This window comes from Bacillus sp. CHD6a (assembly GCF_001293645.1).
Lineage (GTDB): Bacteria > Bacillota > Bacilli > Bacillales > Bacillaceae_I > Sutcliffiella_A.
In genome coordinates this window covers 40,687-58,740 of the sequence record NZ_LBMD01000016.1, presented here as the reverse complement: position 1 = coordinate 58,740, position 18,054 = coordinate 40,687, and the positions used below count along the sequence as shown (strand labels likewise).

Below are 18,054 nucleotides of genomic sequence, written 5' to 3'. Positions count from 1 at the left end.
ATGTGGAGCATCTTAATTGCATTAGCTTCGACCTTTCTCATTATCATGATCGACGGGAAAATTTTATGGCAAAAAAGAAAGCAAAACAAAAAGGAATTCTGGGTATTTGTCATTCTTTTAAGTATCGGTTTTACATTGTGGATTGCATATGGACTGAATTATCAAATTCCCACTCCGTTGGATTTAATAAAAATAATATTAGAGCCATTGAGTAAAAAAATACTAGATTTTTAACTATTTTCAATTTAGGGTCATTCCATTTTTTGTATATAACAAATAATTCGAACTGAAGAGGGATTAAATGGAAAGAGGGAAAATAAGCAATCGACAATTTACAATATTAGTCGCCTTATATACTATTGGTACCGCTATATTAATCATTCCTTCCATTTTAGCTGCTACTGCAAAACAAGACAGCTGGATTGCAGGAATCCTTGGTTTGAGCATGGGTCTGCTCACTGTCTTGCTATACTGCTCGATAGCACAAAGATTTAACGGGTTAAACCTGGCACAATACTTAGAGGTACTATTGGGAAAGTGGCTGGGAAAAACGGTTTCTTTTATTTTTTTCAGCTGTTTCACCTTAGTATTGGCAAGTTTTGTATTAAGAGATATTGGAGATTTCATGACAACCGTAATGATAGTAGAAACACCAATAGATGCCATACTTATTCTTTTTCTGGCAGTAGTTCTTTATGCTGTGCGATTAGGTCTGGAGGTTTTTGCACGAGCATCGGAAGTGTTTCTACCCTTCCTCTTCATCTTGTTTTTGGTCCTTTTTTTCACTATTTCTCCTAAAATGGAAATTCACAACATACAGCCTGTTTTTGAATTTGGGTTAAAACCTATCTTTAGAGCTTCCATTTCATTGTTCACGTTTCCTTTCTTGGAATTGATTGTTTTCTTAATGATCATTCCATATACGAATAAACCTGAAAATAGGAGAAGTGGATTTTTACTTGGAGTGCTTATAGGCGGGGGGATTCTTATCATTATATCCACGCTTTCTGTACTAGTAATGGGAGTGAATGAAACAACTAGAAGTGTATACCCAAGCTATGATTTGACAAAAGGAATAAACATCGGAGAGTTCTTTCAACGGATTGAAGCAATGATGGCATTGATTTGGTTTATCACTGTTTTTATTAAACTCACCATTCTTACTTATGTTGTTACGTCAGGGCTTGCGGAGACTTTGGAAATTAGAGATTACAAGCGTTTGACCTTTCCGATAGGAATGATCCTCTTTATCTTATCTTTAATCATTTTTCCAAACTCTTCATACTTAATAGAATTTACACCGGTTTTTGAATTGTATACATTAATATTTGGATTAGGTTTTCCTTTATTGATATGGCTGGTTGGCTTTTTCAAGAAAAATTAAAGAAAGATAATGTTGCAGAAAGGAGTATGTTGAGTATGTTGCCTCCTTTGTTCTATAATAGAAGCCCGTTTTATTTGTCACCCTCTAACTCGATGCGCTACGAAACACACAAAAGGCTGCCTCATTCTTTGAGGCCACTGAATAACTGAAAACGTAAAGTTTTTATTGATTCCTAGCTGGTGATTGGAGCAAAAGGCGAAGACTCCTTAGGGATATAGCGCTAGCTGGAGACCCCGCAGGCTTGCCGAGGAGGCTCCAGCAGTGCCCCTAGGAAAGCGAAGCCTTTTGCGGAAATCAACAGCGGCGTCAAAAAAACATCTAAAATCAATGACTTTTTCAGTGGCCTCATCTTTTGAGACAGTCTTTGCCTTAATTAAACACCACTAACAGCTTCCTCTATACCATGGTCACCACCAACTACGTCAAAAGAAGCGCCATACGTGTTTTTAGCACCCAGTACCGCAAGCAATACTTTCGCCACATCTTCTCTAGCGATGGATCCAGGTTCAATATTATCCCCAATTTTCACCTTGCCAGTACCTGCATCATTGACTAAACCACCAGGTCGCACAATGGTGTAGTCCAAGTCACTTGCCATTAATACCTTATCCGCATAATGTTTGGCGACATAATAGGGACGAAGCTCGTCATTCCAGTTTTCCCGGTTGTCAGCCTGAAATGCACTTACCATCACATAACGGGAAATACCAGCTTTTTCAGCTGCTTCGACTGTTTTTGCCGCTCCATCTAAATCGATCAACAATGTCATATCTGAGCCTGTGCTTCCGCCAGATCCCGCAGTGAACACCACTGCATCGCTGCCACTAAAAGCCTTCACAAGATCATCTACGGAACCTTCCAAATCAGCCAATACTGATTCAATCCCCTCTTTTGCGAAACTATCTGCTTGCTCTTCTTTCCGAACCATCGCGATAGGAGTGTATCCATCTTCCTTTTTTAAAAAATGCACGAGTTGTTTTCCAATCTGTCCGTTAGCTCCTACTACAGTTACTTTCATCGATAACACTCTCCCTTAACTTTTGTAATGCATTATTGCAAATGCATATATGGATTGCAAATAAATTGCTCTCAGATACTATTCCCTAAAAAGGGAAAAAAGCAACATGCTATAGCACATGCTGCTTTTCACTCAGAGAACCATATCCATTATTTCATGAAGCAAATCTTGATTTACTGGGGAACCAACTCTCTCAGCAAGAACACCTTGAATTCGTATAAACTCTTCTGTCTGACTTCTTGCAATAGAAAACAATTCTTTCGCATCTCGCTTTCCAGTATCCCATTGTTTTAGTAGGCTCAGCTGCTGCAAACTCAATGGACTTCTCGGGCCTTCAACTTTAGACCAGTCCCCAAATGAGTTAGGGACTTCCCCTGCTTCTACATACCAACCGATTACTATGGAATAGCTCAAGGAATGAACCATCTGAAAAGCATAAAGATACTCACCACGTTGAACCCGTCGATAAACTTCATGCAGATAAGCAAAGAATTTGCCTCGCCAAACTTCGAATTCTTCTTCTGAAAATGGATAGTCTATTGATTGGGACTTGTCTCTTAACTGAGAGATAATCCCATTAGGATCATGTTCAATTAAAAGGTACTTCAAATAAGGAGAAGGGTGCAAATCAGATTGCCGGTAATAAAATGTGTCTACTTTAATAAAAGAACGAAAATGAGCGATGGAATATGATGCCCACGGAAAATCTTCATAATATAACACATCACCCCAGTTTGTTGCGCGTTCTTTTTTATTCAAGCGATAAGTTTCGTAGGCAGAGTCCTCCACAACAATTCGTAAATCTAAATCGGAATACAAGTCGGCATTGCCTTTAGCAAGAGAACCTCCATAGAAGAAAGCTAAAATTTTTGTGTCTTGAACTAAATCCTTGTATATCGCCTCTCTCAATTTTTCCCGTTCTGTCGGCAAGCAAGCATCTCTTTGTTCATGTTTAGTTAAAAATCCCACACATAATAAATCAACTTCTAGCTGGTTGTTGGTTTATATTTCTACAAAAATATGTAAATTCCTTCATAAGAGTGGAATAACTTATTTGAATCTTAATTTGATCTAGACAAAAATAGCTTAATGGTATAACAGTTAGAAAAAAAGGTAGAAGTACGGCTGGGAAATGTAGATGGTCGAACATTTAAGGTAGAAGGTAGAGATAAAAGGTAGAAGTTTAATCTGTGCTGCGCAAAAAAGACAAATTTGATTACCCAACCCATACAAATCTACAACTTTCTTATACCTTTTCCCAAGTAATAGCCTCTGTTTAAGTTAGAATACTCATAGTCAACTTCTTATTTACGATTACACCTCCATAGGTGCTATTTCCACCATGCTTCTGGTAAAATACAGGAATCAACTACTGGAGGGAAAAGGATGCTTTATTTAGCAATATTCACCCTTCTTTTCTGGTTTGCTGTTTGGATGGATGCTAAGCTAGGTATGAAAAAAATAGCTAAATTGGAAAATATTCAAGAAGATAGATCTTTAGATAGTGATGGTCCTCTTCTGTCTATTATTGTTGCTGCCAAGGATGAAGAGAAATATGTAGAAGCTAGTTTGCTATCTCAATTTCAGCAAACTTATCACAATATAGAATGGATTGTCGTTAACGACCGTTCTACTGATCGTACTGGCACCCTTATGGAACAGTTGGCCGAAAAAGAACCGAGAATGAAATGTATTCATATAAAAAAACTAAAAGATGGATGGTTAGGAAAAAATCATGCATTGTATGAAGGCTTCCTTCAAAGCAAAGGTGATTATATCCTTTTTACCGATGCAGACATTCTATTCAAAATAGATACCATCTCAAAAGCCCTAACAAATTTTCAAGACAAGAATCTCGACCATTTAACGCTTGCTCCAAATTTAAAAGGAAGCAGTTTCTGGACCAACGCCTTTGTATCCTTCTTCCTTTTTGGCTTTGGTTTTTTTAAAAGGCCTTGGAAATCCATTGATCCTAAAAGTAAGTCTGCCATTGGCATTGGAGCTTTCAACCTTTTATCTCGAGACGCTTATGAGAAAATAGGTACCCATAAAAATATAAAAATGAGACCAGATGATGACCTGATGCTTGGCAGGCAGATTAAAGAGGCAGGAATGAAACAACATTTGGCTCTGGCGTTGGAACACCTTCAAGTAGAATGGTACCCTGACCTGCGTTCGGCACTTATCGGATTGGAGAAGAACACCTTTGCAGGCCTCTTTTACAGCTACTTTATGGTGTTATTTGCCATAAGCGGTTTATTTTTATCACAACTTTTCCCTTTTATCGCTTTGTTAATGACGACCGGAACCACTCAACTGGTATACGCTCTCAGTATATGGATGTTAGTTCTAGCTTACAACGAAACAGCAAACAAGATGGCAAAAGGTGCAAATATATATTTAATAGTCTTTCCTCTTACTGTCTTACTTTTTATGTACAGTATAGCAAGAGCAACCATCCTCACTCTCCAAAGAGGCGGCATCATTTGGAGAGGAACATTCTACTCCATTAAAGAACTTAAAAAGTGACGGGAACCCCCCCCGTCACTTTAATAGTGCCGCACAAGAAAAATTAATTTCAACAATGGATATACCACAATTGCCATAGACAACTGCACATACAACACCATTTCCACCGAAATACGCTCCATAATCAAAAGCAACACTGAACATACCACACTTGATGCCATAAGAATATAAGCAACATGTCCACTTTTTTGATTAATTTCAGCACGTTTCCTCTTTGTCGGACGGTAATGACGTCTCATCACAGCACGGATAATTTCGGATAACCCAAGTAGAATGAATACCACAGGGATGTATTTCAGTTTCCCTGAACTGTGTGCTTCCACAAGCAAAAATACTCCAAACAGCATAATTAGTATTGGCAAGCCAAAGGCTATTATTGGTTGATCATAAAAGGAATGCTCTTCTTTTTCCAAAACCGTCCCTCCCACCAAAAACACTAGTATGTACAGTTCCGTAACTAGACTAGAAGCCCTGATACATAAAAAAATACAAAAGAAGAATCGTTACATTATATGCAACGATTACTAGAAAACATGATAGATTCTTTATTTTACTTTTATTTCTTTTATGATTCGGGCTGGATTTCCTCCGACGACTACATTTGGAGGCACATCTTTCGTCACAACAGCGCCGGATGCGACAACCACGTTGTCCCCGATTGTGATACCCGGATTAATGACGGCACTACCGCCGATCCAGACGTTGTTGCCTATTTTGACTGGAATTCCGTATTCAGGTCCTTTGTTTCTTTCAACAGGATCGATGGGATGAGTTGCGGTATAAATATGTACCCCTGGCGCAAGCATACAATTATCGCCAAACTCTACTTTGCACACATCAAGGATGCAGCAGTCAAAGTTGGCAAAAAAGTTTTCGCCTACATGGATATTGTATCCATAGTCACAACGAAAGTTCGGTTCGAGAAAGACATTTTCCCCCGTGGATCCAAAAAGTTCCTTAAGGAGTTCTACTCTCCGGTCACTTTGAGTTTCAGTAGTTTCATTGATTAGTCGACTTAGTCTTCTAGCATTGGCTCTTTCCTTCATTAACTCTGTATCCCAGGGTTCGTACAACTCGCCAGCGAGCATTTTTTCTTTTTCAGAAATCATTTTTATTTTCCCCTTTCATTGTTGTAACTTCTCTTATTATAGGGGTCTTGTTAATACTTGAAAAACTTCTTGCAAAAAATGCTCATAATCGAATCCCAAGGCGATGTAATGTTTACTCTCACTATCCTCTTCCATATGACGGAAGTCGGCAAATGATTTCCCACGTGTTTTGCCTTCTACAACGACATGCACATTTTTAGCCAAGTACTGCATCCTATCTGGATGAGCGGCAGAATAAACCGTTAACAAATCATGAAACGGAGCCCCTTCAATTCCAGGCATTAGTTTTGAATAGGCTTTCGCATAATAGTTAATTATCGGAATGTACATTTCTTTAAATTTATTTTTAGTATAGTACTCAAGGGCCTCCGCATAATCACTTGTAATAATTGCCTTTTGAGTGACATTTAGAGGGGTAAGATACACTTTCTTACCGTGAGCTAATAATAAATTGGCTGAGGTAGGGTCTCCAAAGAAATTTGCTTCGGCTACAGGGGTAACATTTCCAGGGACCATGAAAGCTCCGCCCATAATATGAAGCTCTTTTACCTCTCCCATTACTTTTCTGTTTAATAAAAAACACGCAGCCAAAGTAGTCGATCTACCTAGGTCAGCAATGACTAAATCTTTATTACGCTTAATAATTTCAAATACTTCACCAAGGTTTCGAATTCTAAGATTCCAGGAACCTTTTTTTACTTTTATAGGACCAATACCGTCCTGTCCATGAATTTCAGGATAGTAGTTGGCAAGTTCTCCGGAGACTGGCATTTCTGCACCATTGAATATTGGGATGTCCAACCTGCCAGCCATTTTCAAAATATGCGCTGCATTATTTGCTGCAGTGATCTTATCCACATTTCCATAACTGCATACAAGTCCCAGTACTTCTATTTCGGGATGAAGTAGCGCATAGATTAAAGCCACCGCATCATCAATACCTGGATCACAGAAAATAAGCAGCTTCATACATCATTCCTCCCAATATCCTATTACTGTAAAATATTAGGCGACATGTAAAATTATGTGATACAAAAGAAGGATTTGTTTAAATCTACATAAAATCAAAATAATACCGGATAACATGAAAGAAAATCGGAGCAGAGTATGCAAGGCTATCTACCCTCGTTAAATAGCTTTTCTTCAGCACAGATGCTTTCTCATCATCCCCCACTAACAGATCACGTTTCAATACTGATACTGCTAAACTGCCTCCAAAACAAGCAACACTAACAATTAAACCTGATAACAACCCAAACAACTCATTCAATGGAGTTAAATAGGCAAACAGATTGTAGGAAACTCCTGTAGTGACAAAAGTAGAAATCAAAAAGCCCTCCCAGGTGATGTTCGGGTTGGATGATGGAATAACCTTCTTTTTCCCGATATAAAGTGAAATCAAATACTGAATCACATCATGTAATTGTGTCAGTACAACCAAATATAAGACAAGGTTTGCACCATATTCCGGGCTTGCAACCTGATAAAATGCCAGGTGACTTAGACCGAATACCATGAGCATCAATCCCCACTGTGTGGAGGAGACGGAGCGAAGGAAACCAACCGTTCCTTTCCCAAGAATCCTCGGAAGCGGCAGGAAGAGGAATACATAGACTGGAATAAACACGATGAACATTCCGTACCATCCGATATAGATCCAATAAAACTGAATAGGGATGGAGAGATACGCCCATAAGAATAATTGCCTGTCGACCTTACGGGTTCGCAATATCGAGAAATACTCTTTTAATGAAAAAAAACATAAAAACATAAGGGCTAATAAAGATACCATTGGATGAAACAACGTCGCAATGCTAAATACAGCAAGCATCCCCCACCATGTTTTCACCCGCACTGATAAATCTGAGAAATCCTTAGAAGTGGTATTCCTTTTCACTATGTAAAAGGTCATACTAAACACACTTAAGCCTAATGCAATAACCAATAATGTTATGACTGCCTCTTTCTCAAAGATAAACATAATAATCCCCCTATCTACCTATTATTATGAAATTAATGGTTAATTTTGGTCAAGAGAAATTATATAATATAATAATAGAAATAATTCTTTCAAAGGTGTGGGGAATGTGGGAGATACATATGTATACATATTACTTACTGATACTGGTACCTTATTTACCAAGTCCATAAAGAAGTACACGAAAGCCCCATATAATCACGTCTCCCTTTCGTTTGACAGTGATTTAAAGGAGTTATATAGCTTTGGCAGAAAACGGCCAAGTAACCCTTTCAACGGTGGCTTTGTTCAGGAAGATGTGGAAAATGGAACGTATAGAAAGTATCCTGGCACAACATGTGTGATATATAAAATGGCCGTGACTCATCGGGAAGTGGAAAAAATGCGGAGAATCATAGGGGTCTTTCAAAAGAAAGAAACAAAGTGGTTCTATAATTTGCTAGGCGTGATTGGCGTTTCTATAAACGAGCCTGTAGAAATTGATTCCAGTTATTTCTGTTCCCAGTTCGTCTCAGATGTTCTTCACCGATCCGGTATCAAGTTATGGGATAAACTCCCCTCCCTTGTTACACCTGATGATTTCAGGCAAAGCGACCGACTAGAATGGATTTACGAAGGAAAACTTTATGACTATCATCCTGTAAAATCGAGATTGACTTAAATGAATAGGGAGGAACCTTTAGATGGCTCCTCCCGTATCTTTTTTAATAACTGCCTTGCTGTTCCATTTGTTCAAGATCTTCTTGTGTCATTTCTTGTGCACTGTCAATGACTTCTTGAGGGACAGTAATTTCCCCAACTTCATCGAAGTTCGTTAAGGTTGAATCCATTACCTGAATACTTGACACCTTTTCCCCGTCAACATCCATTTCCATATCCATATTTAATAAAACCTTAGTTTGATAAAAACTTTCTTTATCAATATGAACCAAATAATTTAATTGATTAACTGTCATCATGGAGAGCATCTCCTGCATCATTTCCCCCATGCCGTCTCCCATCATACCACCAATTATTCCAGCCATTTCATTAAATTGTTCACCAGATCCTTCAAAGTTCAACACATAGTGGTCTTCTTCTTCTGTCATTGTAATCTTATCCGTGTAGTCTTTCAGCATCTCTAACTGTTCTGCGGGATTTCCTTGCATTTCAGACATTGCGTTTAACTGAGCTGTAAATTCTTCCGGCATTTTATACCATTGACCTGCCATGGAATCATATACAAAGAAACCGGCTTCAGAGAAATACGATACATTTTCCATGCCCTCCATCATTCCATCAGCATCTTCAATGGAAGTCACCTGATACATGGCCATAGGATTTAAAGACATATCAGTTTTCGTGGTGGTAACCATTTTAATAGTCTCTTCATTTGCCATGGAAATTTCCTGATCTGAGATCATTTCCATTGAGTAGCTAGAAAGTCCAGACATGGCTTCAGTGGATTTTTGTAAAACTTCTTCGGCAGTCAGCGCTTTTTGTGCTTCAGTTTCTTCTGTCGTATCAACTTTTTCTTCCTCAGAAGCCGCATTGGTTGTTTCCTGGTTAGTCGTCTCTTCGGCTTCTGCATTTCCCTCAGCATTCCCACTTGCCCCATTGGAGGAATTGCCACAAGCTGTTAGTAACATGACAGCCAGGATTCCCACCAACATCATTTTCAAAGCTTTCACATAATCCTCTCCTGTTCCCTGTTGTGTTTTATTGACTATTTTCTTTTACCCTCATACAGGATAAAAATAACAATATGAACAAAAAGTTATATCTTTCTAGTAAACTCTTTGTTTTCCTATAGATGATACGATATGGGATGTTATTTAGTTTCAGAAATGGGGATAAATAGTTAAATATACCTATCTAGTGAAATTCTATTAGACTGTTCTTCAACTTCAGCCGGCGGTTCTGGCGTTTAAAGCTTACCTGTCACACACGTCTCCACAACAAAAACCATCACCCATTCGTACGAGATGATGGCCTTCTCAAATTTAGTAGACTCTTCTTGTTTGCTCATATTGATAAATCTCTTTCATGTACATTTCTGTCAGACCAATATCGTCCAGTCCTTTCAACAGCATCTGCTTCGGATATTCATCTGCTTCAAAATGAAACCGTACATCTTCTCCAACACAAACCTCCTGGAACTCTAAGTCCACCTCCAGTTCAAGAGCCTGTTTAGTTGTTTTCTTAAAAAGCTCCTCCACCTCTTCTTCTTTTAAAACAACCGGTAAAATTCCATTCTTAAAGCAGTTGTTGTAAAAGATATCTGCAAAGGATGATGCAATGACCACCTTGATTCCATAATCCTTCAGTGCCCATGGTGCATGTTCACGAGAAGATCCACAGCCAAAATTCTTTCGAGCCAGAAGAATAGAAGCACCTTTCAATTTGGGATCATTCATGATAAAAGAATCGTTCTTTTCTCCATTTGCTTCAAAGCGCCAATCATAAAAGAGAAATTGACCAAACCCTGTTCGTTCTATTCTCTTTAGAAACTGCTTCGGAATAATTTGATCTGTATCAACGTTTGCCTTGTCCAAAGGAATTACTTTGCCGATATGGTTGATGAGTGCTTCCATCAGACCACCTCCTCTTTTTCATATCGCCATTCATTCACATTGACAAATCTGCCGCTAATCGCTGCAGCAGCGGCCATTGCAGGACTGACCAAATGCGTTCGGGCACCTCTTCCTTGTCTGCCTTCAAAATTGCGGTTAGAGGTAGAAGCACATCTTTTCCCTGGAGGAACAACATCTGGGTTCATACTGAGACACATACTGCATCCTGCTTCTCTCCATTCAAATCCTGCCTCTAAAAACACCTCGTGAAGTCCTTCTTCCTCGGCTTGTTTTTTTACCTGTTTGGAGCCGGGAACGACAAGCGCTGTAACATGAGAAGAGACGGTTCTGCCTTTCACGACTTCAGCAGCTTTCCTCAAATCTTCAATACGGGAATTGGTACAGGAACCGATGAACACATAATCAATCGTGATATCTGAGATTTTCATTCCAGGGGTCAGCCCCATATAGTCTATTGCTTGTGCGACTGATTTTCTTTCCCCTTCATTTTCTATAGTAGCAGGATCAGGCACCCTACCACTGATACTTGTACCCATAGAGGGATTCGTCCCCCATGTCACCTGTGGTTCTAAGTTTGTTATGTCAAATTGGATTTCTTTATCATAAACCGCACCTTCATCTGAGCGTAATGCGTACCATTCCACTTCCGCCTTGTCTCGCTCTTCTCCAACAGGCGCATATTTTCTTCCTTTTAAATAGGAGAAAGTCGTTTCATCCGGTGCCACAAGTCCAGCGCGGGCACCTGCTTCAATTGCCATATTACAAATGGTCATCCGTTCCTCCATGGACATCTCTTCTATTACCTTACCAGTAAATTCAAGTACATACCCAGTTCCAAAATCTGTACCAAATTTTGCAATTACAGCTAAGATAAGATCTTTGGCAGAGACTCCTAGTGGTCTGAGTCCAGTAAAATCAATCTTTAATGTCTTAGGTTTTGACTGCCACAGGCATTGGGTGGCAAGAACATGCTCGACTTCACTTGTACCAATTCCAAATGCCAATGCACCAAAAGCTCCATGTGTGGAGGTATGGCTATCGCCACAAACGATGGTTTTGCCTGGTAATGTTAAGCCTAGTTCCGGTCCGATTACATGGACAATTCCCTGTTCTGTGCTGTGAAGATCTGCAAGTCTAATTCCAAACTCTTTGCAGTTTGCTTCCAATGTCGTCATTTGTTTGGAGGCGATTTCGTCTGTCACATGGAACGGGTTGATAGTTGGGACGTTATGGTCCATGGTTGCAAATGTTAGGTCTGGTTGTCTTACTTTTCTTCCTGACAGACGGAGTCCCTCAAATGCTTGAGGAGAGGTGACTTCGTGCACTAAGTGGAGGTCGATGTACAACAGGCTTGGTTTGTTCTCTTCTTTTACTACTGTATGACGATCCCAAATTTTCTCGAATAGTGTTCTTGGCTGCATGTCACTCACCTTCCGTGTTTTATATGTGTATTAATTTGTTACAAAAAGTTTGGTTTTCTTTGAAACTCCTTTCGATTTCCGTTCCAGGTGTTCGCTTTCCGCGGGACGGTGCTTGAGCCTCCTCACTTCGTTGCGGGGTCTCAACCAACCGTTACTCCCCCGCTGGAGTCTCACACCTTGCACTTCAATCTACAGGTAAATACTACTTACTTTGGAACTTGCTAACTCTTTATTGACGCTCTCAGATAACTCCTAACGGCTTCTCCCATTTGGGTTGTTCCTAGAACGCGTTCCCATTCTGTGCCGATGTCATGGGTGCGGTAGCCTTCTTCTAGTGCTAGGTCTACTGCTTTTTCGACAGATGCTGCTTCTTCTTCTAATCCGAGGGAATGCCTGAGTAGCATGGCGGCTGACAAGATGGTAGCCAACGGATTGGCAATATTTTTGCCGGCAATATCAGGTGCAGAACCGTGGATCGGTTCGTAAAGGCCTGGACCGTCTACCCCGAGACTTGCGGAAGGTAACATGCCAAGGGAGCCTGTTAGCATGGAGGCTTCATCGCTTAAAATGTCTCCAAACATGTTTTCTGTCACGATAACGTCAAAGTGCCGTGGATTTCTGACCAATTGCATGGCCGCATTGTCTACTAGCATATGATCCAATTGAACATCAGGATATTCTTTTGCAATCCGGTTGGCCGTTTCCCTCCAAAGCCTGCTGCTCTCCAACACATTTGCTTTATCAACTGATGTAAGTTTTTTCTTTCTTCCTTGTGCGACTTCAAATCCTTTTCGAATGATGCGTTCCATTTCTTTTTCCGTATAGTGAAGGGTATCAATTACTTCTAGACCATCCTTCCCCTGTCTTCTTTCCCGTGGAGCTCCAAAATAAATGCCGCCTGTCAGTTCCCTGACAATCAAAATATCTGTATCTAAAACTACTTCTCTTTTTAAGGGAGAAGCATGGATAAGAGATTCAAATAAGGTGACAGGACGGAGATTGGCATAAAGTTCTAATGCTTTACGAATTCCGAGCAAACCAGCTTCGGGCCTTCTATCCGGTGTTTCTTGATCCCATTTTGGTCCTCCTACGGCTCCTAATAGGACTGCTTGGCTGTTTTTACATAGTTCTACCGTTTCTTGAGGAAGAGGAGTTCCTGTCTCATCGACAGCAACTCCCCCGATCTTGCCATAATTAAACGTAAATGTATGTTGAAAGTTACTGGCCACCTGCTCTAATACAAGAATCGCTTCCCTTACGACTTCCGGGCCGATTCCGTCACCAGGCAGGACACTGATTGTAAACTGACTCATCCTACCTCCACCCCTTTTGCTGAGTATCTTGCAAACTTTTCTTTTATAGATAAGCGATTAACTGCATCTAGATATGCTTTTGCAGAAGCTTCCAACACATCGTGTTCGATTCCTCTTCCGCTTGAAACCTCACCATCGCAACTTATTTTTACATACACCTCTGCAAGAGCGTCACTACCGTTTGTGGTAGATTGAATGCGATAATCAAGTAGCGAGATTTCTTTTTGCAATATCCTAGAGATGGTATTATAAACAGATTCCACACTTCCTTTGCCTGTAGCAGATTCTTGGAGCACCTCCCCGTCTTCTGTTTTGATGGCAATAGTGGTGGTTGGGATAATATTGGAGCCGTAAGAAATTTGTAAAGTTTCCATCCGGTAATGCGGGAAAAGTCCCTTAACGGATGAATCCATCATTAAGGCAAAAATATCGTCCTCGGTTACTTCTTTCTTTTTCACTGTAAGATCCTTGAACGCTTTAAACAGCTTTTTACCTTCTTCTTCGTTTAAGAAAAGTCCCAGTTCCTCACATCTTTGCTTAAAGGCATGACTGCCGGAATGTTTGCCAAGGACCATTTTATTTGAATGCAGCCCTACCATCTCTGGATTGATCACTTCATAGGTACTCTTGTTTTTCAATACTCCATCCTGGTGAATTCCTGACTCATGAGCGAAAGCGTTCGCTCCTACGACCGCTTTATTTTGAGGAACAATCATGCCGGTCAGTTTACTGACAAGATTGCTAGTTCTAATCGTTTGTTTTAAATCAATATTTGTTTCCACCTCGTACACGTCTTTTCTAATTTGAAGGGCTACGATGATTTCTTCCAAGGAAGCATTTCCTGCACGTTCCCCAATTCCATTAATGGTTCCTTCAATCTGATCGACCCCGCTTTGAATGGCCGCTAGAGAATTGGAAACAGCCATTCCAAGGTCGTCGTGGCAATGGGCAGATAGTTTAACTTTATGGATATTCGGTACATGTTCCCGAATATATGTGATTAGTTGAGCATATTCAACTGGAGTCGTGTATCCTACCGTGTCAGGAAGATTGATGACATTTGCGCCAGCATCAATGACCTTTTCGATAATATGAGCCAAAAACGGCCATTCACTTCTTGTTGCGTCTTCAGCAGACCATTGAACATGATCGAAAAAACGTTTTGCGTATTCGACTGCCTGAACAGCTGCTTCCACCACTTCTTTCGGCTTTTTCTTTAATTTGTATTCCATATGAATGGGAGAGGTTGCTAAAAACACATGGATTCCGTTTATTTCGGCATCCTTTACCGCTTCATAGACGGTATCAATATCCGATTTCACGGAACGGGCAAGACCGACCACTCTTGACTTTTTGATGGTCCTAGCAATTTGTTGGACTGCTTGGAAGTCCCCATAGGAGGAAGCAGGAAACCCTGCCTCCATCACATCTACACCGTATCTTTCTAACTGAATGGCAATCTCCAGTTTCTCGTGGGGATGAAGGTTCACTCCTGCTGACTGTTCACCGTCTCGTAGTGTAGTATCAAATATGTCAACCTTTCGCACTGCCAACGACTCCTTTCTTCTTCGATTGGATGAATGGCATTTTCGCGCGGAGCTCCCTTCCAACCACTTCGAGTGGGTGTTGTTTTTCTTGTTCATTGATAGAGTGGAACATTGGGCGGTTAGCCTGGTTTTCAAGTACCCATCCTTTGGCAAATTGTCCGGATTGGATTTCCGAAAGGATCTTTCTCATTTCATCTTTTGTACCGTTATTGACTACGCGTGGTCCTGCGGTAAAATCACCCCACTGAGCTGTGTCTGAGATAGAGTAACGCATTCCTTCTAATCCATTTTCATATAAAAGATCAACGATTAATTTTAATTCATGCAGACATTCAAAGTAGGCGACTTCTGGCTGGTAACCTGCTTCCACTAACGTTTCAAATCCTGCTTTTACTAACGCAGTTGTTCCACCGCAAAGTACTGCTTGTTCTCCGAATAGATCTGTTTCTGTTTCTTCTTTAAAAGTTGTTTCCATTACGGCTGCTCTTCCCGCACCAACTGCTTTGCTGTAAGCCAAAGCGACTTCTTTTGCTTCTCCTGATGCATTTTGATGGACTGCAAAGAGTGCAGGTACACCTCCGCCCTCTTCATAAACGCGTCTTACTAAGTGGCCTGGACCTTTGGGTGCGACTAGAAATACGTCCACGTCTTTTGGAGGAACCACTTGATGGAAATGGACATTGAAGCCATGGGCAAATGCTAATGCTTTTCCTTCTGTTAGATGTGGTTCAATTTCTTGTTTATATACTTCCGGCTGCCTTTCGTCAGGAAGTAAGACCATTACGACGTCTGATTGGGCGACTGCTTCTCCCACGGAGTATACTTGGAATCCGTCTTCTTTTGCTTTATCCCAAGAGCCTCCGGGTCGAACGCCTACTACTACTTCTACGCCGCTGTCACGTAAGTTTTGTGCGTGCGCATGTCCTTGGGATCCGTAGCCTACTACTGCTACCTTTTTTCCGTTAAGTGCTGCTTGGGAGATGTCGTCGTTATAATACATGTTTGCTGCCATTTGAAATTCCTCCTTGGGAAAATATAAGTATTTGAACGAACTCCCGATGACTTTCGTTCCAGGCGTCGCTTTCCGGGGGACGGTGCTTGAGCCTCCTCACTTCGTTGCGGGGTCTCAACCTACCGTTATCCCCCCCAGGAGTCTCACACCTTGCACTCCAGTCAACGGGTAAAACTGCATTATTATTAAGAATATTCGGTTAATTTGTTAGAGCGATTTGCTCGGAAATGTCAGTAATTTGGATGACGTCGATTTGTTTGTCTAGTTGGAGCTTTATTTTCTCCACTTCTTGTTCCTCCACCACGTTAACAACGATGGTCATAAGGGAAATAGATGACTCATTGACAGGCGCTACTGCCAGGCTTTCAATGTTTAATCCCTTTCGCAAGAACAGATTGGTCAATCTGTTCAATACTCCAAGCTGGTTGTTTACGAGGAGCGACAATGTACGCTTCATGGCTTCACACCTTCCATTTGTTGAATTCCTTTTCCAGGAGCTATCATTGGATAAACATTTTCCATAGGAGTTACCCGGCAATCTAATAGATAAGGTTCATCTGTAGCAAGTGCTTCGGCAAATGCCACACGGAACTCTTCTTCACTTTGAACAACTGCCGCCTTGATACCAAAAGCATCGGACAGTTTCACGTAATCCGGTTGATTCGGAAGTAAGGATTCCGAATATCTTTCCTTATAAAAGAGCTGCTGCCATTGTCGTACCATTCCCATAGATTGATTGTTTACGAGCACTACTTTTACCGGAAGTTTGTATTCTTTTAGGACAGCCAGCTCCTGCAGTGTCATTTGGAATCCAGCATCCCCAAGGACTGCTACAACTGTAGAGGGACGTTCTGCCACCTGCGCACCAATGGCTGCCGGTAATCCAAAGCCCATAGTTCCAAGGCCACCTGACGTCACCCAGCGATCTGGCTTTTGAAATCCGTGGAATTGCGCTGCCCACATTTGGTGCTGTCCAACGTCTGTTGTGACAATCGCTTCTCCTTTTGTAAGTTCATGAACAAGCTCTACAAGTTTTTGAGGCTTGAATGTTTCTCCATCTTCTACATACCACAGTGGATAATCTTCTTTCGATTGCAAAAGCTGCTCCAGCCAACTACTTGTATTCGCCGTTTCTGTTAATTCTTTTATTAGTAATTGTAGTGACTTTGCAGCATCCCCGATAACAGGGTAATCCGTCTTCACATTTTTGCCAATTTCAGAAGGATCAATATCAAAATGAACCACCTTCGCAAACTTGGCAAACTCTTGCAAGTTTCCTGTTAGTCTATCATCAAACCTTGCACCGATATTGATAATCAAGTCCGCTTCATACAAGGCCATATTGGCTGTATATGTTCCGTGCATGCCAGCCATCCCAAGAAAAAGAGGATGGTCTGCCGGAAAGCTGCCAAGTCCTAGTAATGTATTGGCTACTGGAATGGTCGTTTTAGCAACCAGTTCCTTCAATTCATCTGTTGCTTTACTGTGGAGAACGCCTGCGCCAGCCAAAATGACGGGTTTTTCCGCTTTCTTCAAAGCCTGTGCTACTTTTTTCACTGCTTGCGGATCCGGCTCAATTTGGAGCTTATAACCCGGGAGGTGTACTTCTTTTGAATAGTCGTATATACCTGAAGTGGCAGTGATGTCTTTTGGAATATCAATCAATACCGGTCCTGGTCTTCCAGTCGATGCAATATGGAACGCTTCCTTAAAAATTCTTGGGAGATCCTTGACATCCTGGACTTGAAAATTATGCTTGGTAATTGGCATCGAAATCCCTAAAATCGGTGCTTCTTGAAAGGCATCTGATCCAAGGACCTGCGAATTAACCTGACCAGTAATCACAACAAGTGGCAGGGAATCAATCATGGCATCTGCAAGGCCAGTGACGATATTGGTGGCACCGGGACCGGAAGTGGCAATGACCACTCCAGGTTTCCCAGTAACCCTTGCATACCCTTCTGCTGCATGGATTGCACCTTGTTCATGTCTGGTTAAAAGATGTGGAATTCCACCGTCATATAGTGCGTCGTAAATGTTTAGTACAGCGCCACCTGGATACCCGAATATTACTTCCACTTTCTCTTCTTTTAACGCTTCCACAATCATCCTTGAACCTGTCAGCAGTTTCTGGGCCACCTTTGTTCCACTCTTTTCAACTGTACTCATT

Annotated in this window: 18 protein-coding genes; 4 read left to right on the top strand and 14 right to left on the bottom strand. The window is 41.0% G+C overall.

Translation table 11 applies throughout. The features are described from left to right. Positions 1–234 carry a hypothetical protein gene (locus AAV98_RS13125; RefSeq protein WP_060666025.1) on the top strand — a complete coding sequence of 78 codons (234 nt, stop codon included), beginning with the start codon at positions 1–3 and terminating at the stop codon, positions 232–234. Between the two features lie 67 nt (positions 235–301). Then, positions 302–1,384, top strand: coding sequence for a GerAB/ArcD/ProY family transporter (locus AAV98_RS13120; protein ID WP_060666024.1), 1,083 nt, complete (start codon positions 302–304; stop codon positions 1,382–1,384). A gap of 373 nt (positions 1,385–1,757) precedes the next feature. Here the strand turns inward: AAV98_RS13120 and AAV98_RS13115 are convergent, their stop codons facing one another. Next, positions 1,758–2,402, bottom strand: a complete 645-nt coding sequence (locus tag AAV98_RS13115; RefSeq protein ID WP_060666023.1) for an SDR family oxidoreductase — start codon at positions 2,400–2,402, stop codon at positions 1,758–1,760. Positions 2,403–2,534: 132 nt separating this feature from the next. Next, positions 2,535–3,332: a nucleotidyltransferase domain-containing protein gene (locus AAV98_RS13110; protein WP_231687744.1), complete on the bottom strand. Its 798-nt coding sequence runs from the start codon at positions 3,330–3,332 to the stop codon at positions 2,535–2,537. A 456-nt stretch (positions 3,333–3,788) separates the two neighbouring features. On the opposite strand from AAV98_RS13110, the gene AAV98_RS13105 reads away from it, so the two are divergent. Continuing rightward, entirely contained in the window at positions 3,789–4,931 is a 1,143-nt protein-coding gene (locus AAV98_RS13105; RefSeq protein ID WP_060666021.1) for a glycosyltransferase, read from the top strand. 20 nt (positions 4,932–4,951) lie between these two features. Here the strand turns inward: AAV98_RS13105 and AAV98_RS13100 are convergent, their stop codons facing one another. The 4 genes from AAV98_RS13100 to AAV98_RS13085 form a co-directional block, all read right to left on the bottom strand. Further along, positions 4,952–5,344 (bottom strand): hypothetical protein, encoded by a 393-nt coding sequence (locus tag AAV98_RS13100; RefSeq protein ID WP_060666020.1) that lies wholly within the window; start codon positions 5,342–5,344, stop codon positions 4,952–4,954. Positions 5,345–5,476: 132 nt separating this feature from the next. Beyond that, positions 5,477–6,040: a sugar O-acetyltransferase gene (locus AAV98_RS13095; protein ID WP_156317764.1), complete on the bottom strand. Its 564-nt coding sequence runs from the start codon at positions 6,038–6,040 to the stop codon at positions 5,477–5,479. Between the two features lie 36 nt (positions 6,041–6,076). Then, positions 6,077–7,009, bottom strand: coding sequence for a nucleoside hydrolase (locus AAV98_RS13090; RefSeq protein ID WP_060666018.1), 933 nt, complete (start codon positions 7,007–7,009; stop codon positions 6,077–6,079). A gap of 85 nt (positions 7,010–7,094) precedes the next feature. Continuing rightward, on the bottom strand, positions 7,095–8,021 hold the full coding sequence (locus AAV98_RS13085; RefSeq protein ID WP_060666017.1) for a phosphatidate cytidylyltransferase: 927 nt from the start codon (positions 8,019–8,021) through the stop codon (positions 7,095–7,097). 106 nt (positions 8,022–8,127) lie between these two features. Here AAV98_RS13085 and AAV98_RS13080 point away from each other — a divergent pair, with 106 nt between their 5' ends. Further along, positions 8,128–8,679, top strand: a complete 552-nt coding sequence (locus tag AAV98_RS13080) for a hypothetical protein (RefSeq protein WP_060666016.1) — start codon at positions 8,128–8,130, stop codon at positions 8,677–8,679. Between the two features lie 43 nt (positions 8,680–8,722). On the opposite strand, the gene AAV98_RS13075 is transcribed toward AAV98_RS13080, so the two are convergent. The 8 genes from AAV98_RS13075 to ilvB form a co-directional block, all read right to left on the bottom strand. After that, the gene (locus AAV98_RS13075; RefSeq protein WP_060666015.1) at positions 8,723–9,688 is read right to left on the bottom strand and encodes a DUF6612 family protein; all 966 of its coding nucleotides are present in this window, start codon (positions 9,686–9,688) and stop codon (positions 8,723–8,725) included. A gap of 312 nt (positions 9,689–10,000) precedes the next feature. Continuing rightward, positions 10,001–10,591 carry a 3-isopropylmalate dehydratase small subunit gene (leuD, locus tag AAV98_RS13070; protein WP_060666014.1) on the bottom strand — a complete coding sequence of 197 codons (591 nt, stop codon included), beginning with the start codon at positions 10,589–10,591 and terminating at the stop codon, positions 10,001–10,003. Then, on the bottom strand, positions 10,591–12,012 hold the full coding sequence (leuC, locus tag AAV98_RS13065) for a 3-isopropylmalate dehydratase large subunit (RefSeq protein ID WP_060666013.1): 1,422 nt from the start codon (positions 12,010–12,012) through the stop codon (positions 10,591–10,593). The genes leuD and leuC overlap by 1 nt, the downstream gene beginning before the upstream one ends. A gap of 221 nt (positions 12,013–12,233) precedes the next feature. Then, positions 12,234–13,325: a 3-isopropylmalate dehydrogenase gene (leuB, locus tag AAV98_RS13060; protein WP_060666012.1), complete on the bottom strand. Its 1,092-nt coding sequence runs from the start codon at positions 13,323–13,325 to the stop codon at positions 12,234–12,236. Further along, positions 13,322–14,872, bottom strand: coding sequence for a 2-isopropylmalate synthase (locus AAV98_RS13055; RefSeq protein ID WP_060666011.1), 1,551 nt, complete (start codon positions 14,870–14,872; stop codon positions 13,322–13,324). Before AAV98_RS13055 ends, leuB begins: the two co-directional genes overlap by 4 nt. Then, a complete protein-coding gene (gene ilvC, locus AAV98_RS13050) occupies positions 14,859–15,884 on the bottom strand; it encodes a ketol-acid reductoisomerase (protein WP_060666010.1) in 1,026 nt (341 codons plus the stop codon). Before ilvC ends, AAV98_RS13055 begins: the two co-directional genes overlap by 14 nt. Before the next feature lie 199 nt (positions 15,885–16,083). Beyond that, complete coding sequence (gene ilvN / locus AAV98_RS13045) at positions 16,084–16,341, bottom strand: acetolactate synthase small subunit (protein WP_010192589.1); 258 nt, start codon at positions 16,339–16,341, stop codon at positions 16,084–16,086. Next, positions 16,338–18,053 carry a biosynthetic-type acetolactate synthase large subunit gene (gene ilvB / locus AAV98_RS13040; protein ID WP_060666009.1) on the bottom strand — a complete coding sequence of 572 codons (1,716 nt, stop codon included), beginning with the start codon at positions 18,051–18,053 and terminating at the stop codon, positions 16,338–16,340. The genes ilvN and ilvB overlap by 4 nt, the downstream gene beginning before the upstream one ends. Between the last annotated feature and the right edge of the window lies 1 nt (position 18,054).

What these genes read in the sequence shown, in the direction of transcription:
- AAV98_RS13085 (WP_060666017.1), bottom strand. Translation starts at nt 8,021, where the DNA reads ATGTTTATCTTTGAGAAAGAGGCAGTCATAACATTATTGGTTATTGCA.
- ilvN (WP_010192589.1), bottom strand. Translation starts at nt 16,341, where the DNA reads ATGAAGCGTACATTGTCGCTCCTCGTAAACAACCAGCTTGGAGTATTG.
- AAV98_RS13115 (WP_060666023.1), bottom strand. Translation starts at nt 2,402, where the DNA reads ATGAAAGTAACTGTAGTAGGAGCTAACGGACAGATTGGAAAACAACTC.
- AAV98_RS13090 (WP_060666018.1), bottom strand. Translation starts at nt 7,009, where the DNA reads ATGAAGCTGCTTATTTTCTGTGATCCAGGTATTGATGATGCGGTGGCT.
- ilvB (WP_060666009.1), bottom strand. Translation starts at nt 18,053, where the DNA reads ATGAGTACAGTTGAAAAGAGTGGAACAAAGGTGGCCCAGAAACTGCTG.
- leuB (WP_060666012.1), bottom strand. Translation starts at nt 13,325, where the DNA reads ATGAGTCAGTTTACAATCAGTGTCCTGCCTGGTGACGGAATCGGCCCG.
- AAV98_RS13095 (WP_156317764.1), bottom strand. Translation starts at nt 6,040, where the DNA reads ATGATTTCTGAAAAAGAAAAAATGCTCGCTGGCGAGTTGTACGAACCC.
- ilvC (WP_060666010.1), bottom strand. Translation starts at nt 15,884, where the DNA reads ATGGCAGCAAACATGTATTATAACGACGACATCTCCCAAGCAGCACTT.
- AAV98_RS13105 (WP_060666021.1), top strand. Translation starts at nt 3,789, where the DNA reads ATGCTTTATTTAGCAATATTCACCCTTCTTTTCTGGTTTGCTGTTTGG.
- AAV98_RS13120 (WP_060666024.1), top strand. Translation starts at nt 302, where the DNA reads ATGGAAAGAGGGAAAATAAGCAATCGACAATTTACAATATTAGTCGCC.
- leuC (WP_060666013.1), bottom strand. Translation starts at nt 12,012, where the DNA reads ATGCAGCCAAGAACACTATTCGAGAAAATTTGGGATCGTCATACAGTA.
- AAV98_RS13125 (WP_060666025.1), top strand. Translation starts at nt 1, where the DNA reads ATGTGGAGCATCTTAATTGCATTAGCTTCGACCTTTCTCATTATCATG.
- leuD (WP_060666014.1), bottom strand. Translation starts at nt 10,591, where the DNA reads ATGGAAGCACTCATCAACCATATCGGCAAAGTAATTCCTTTGGACAAG.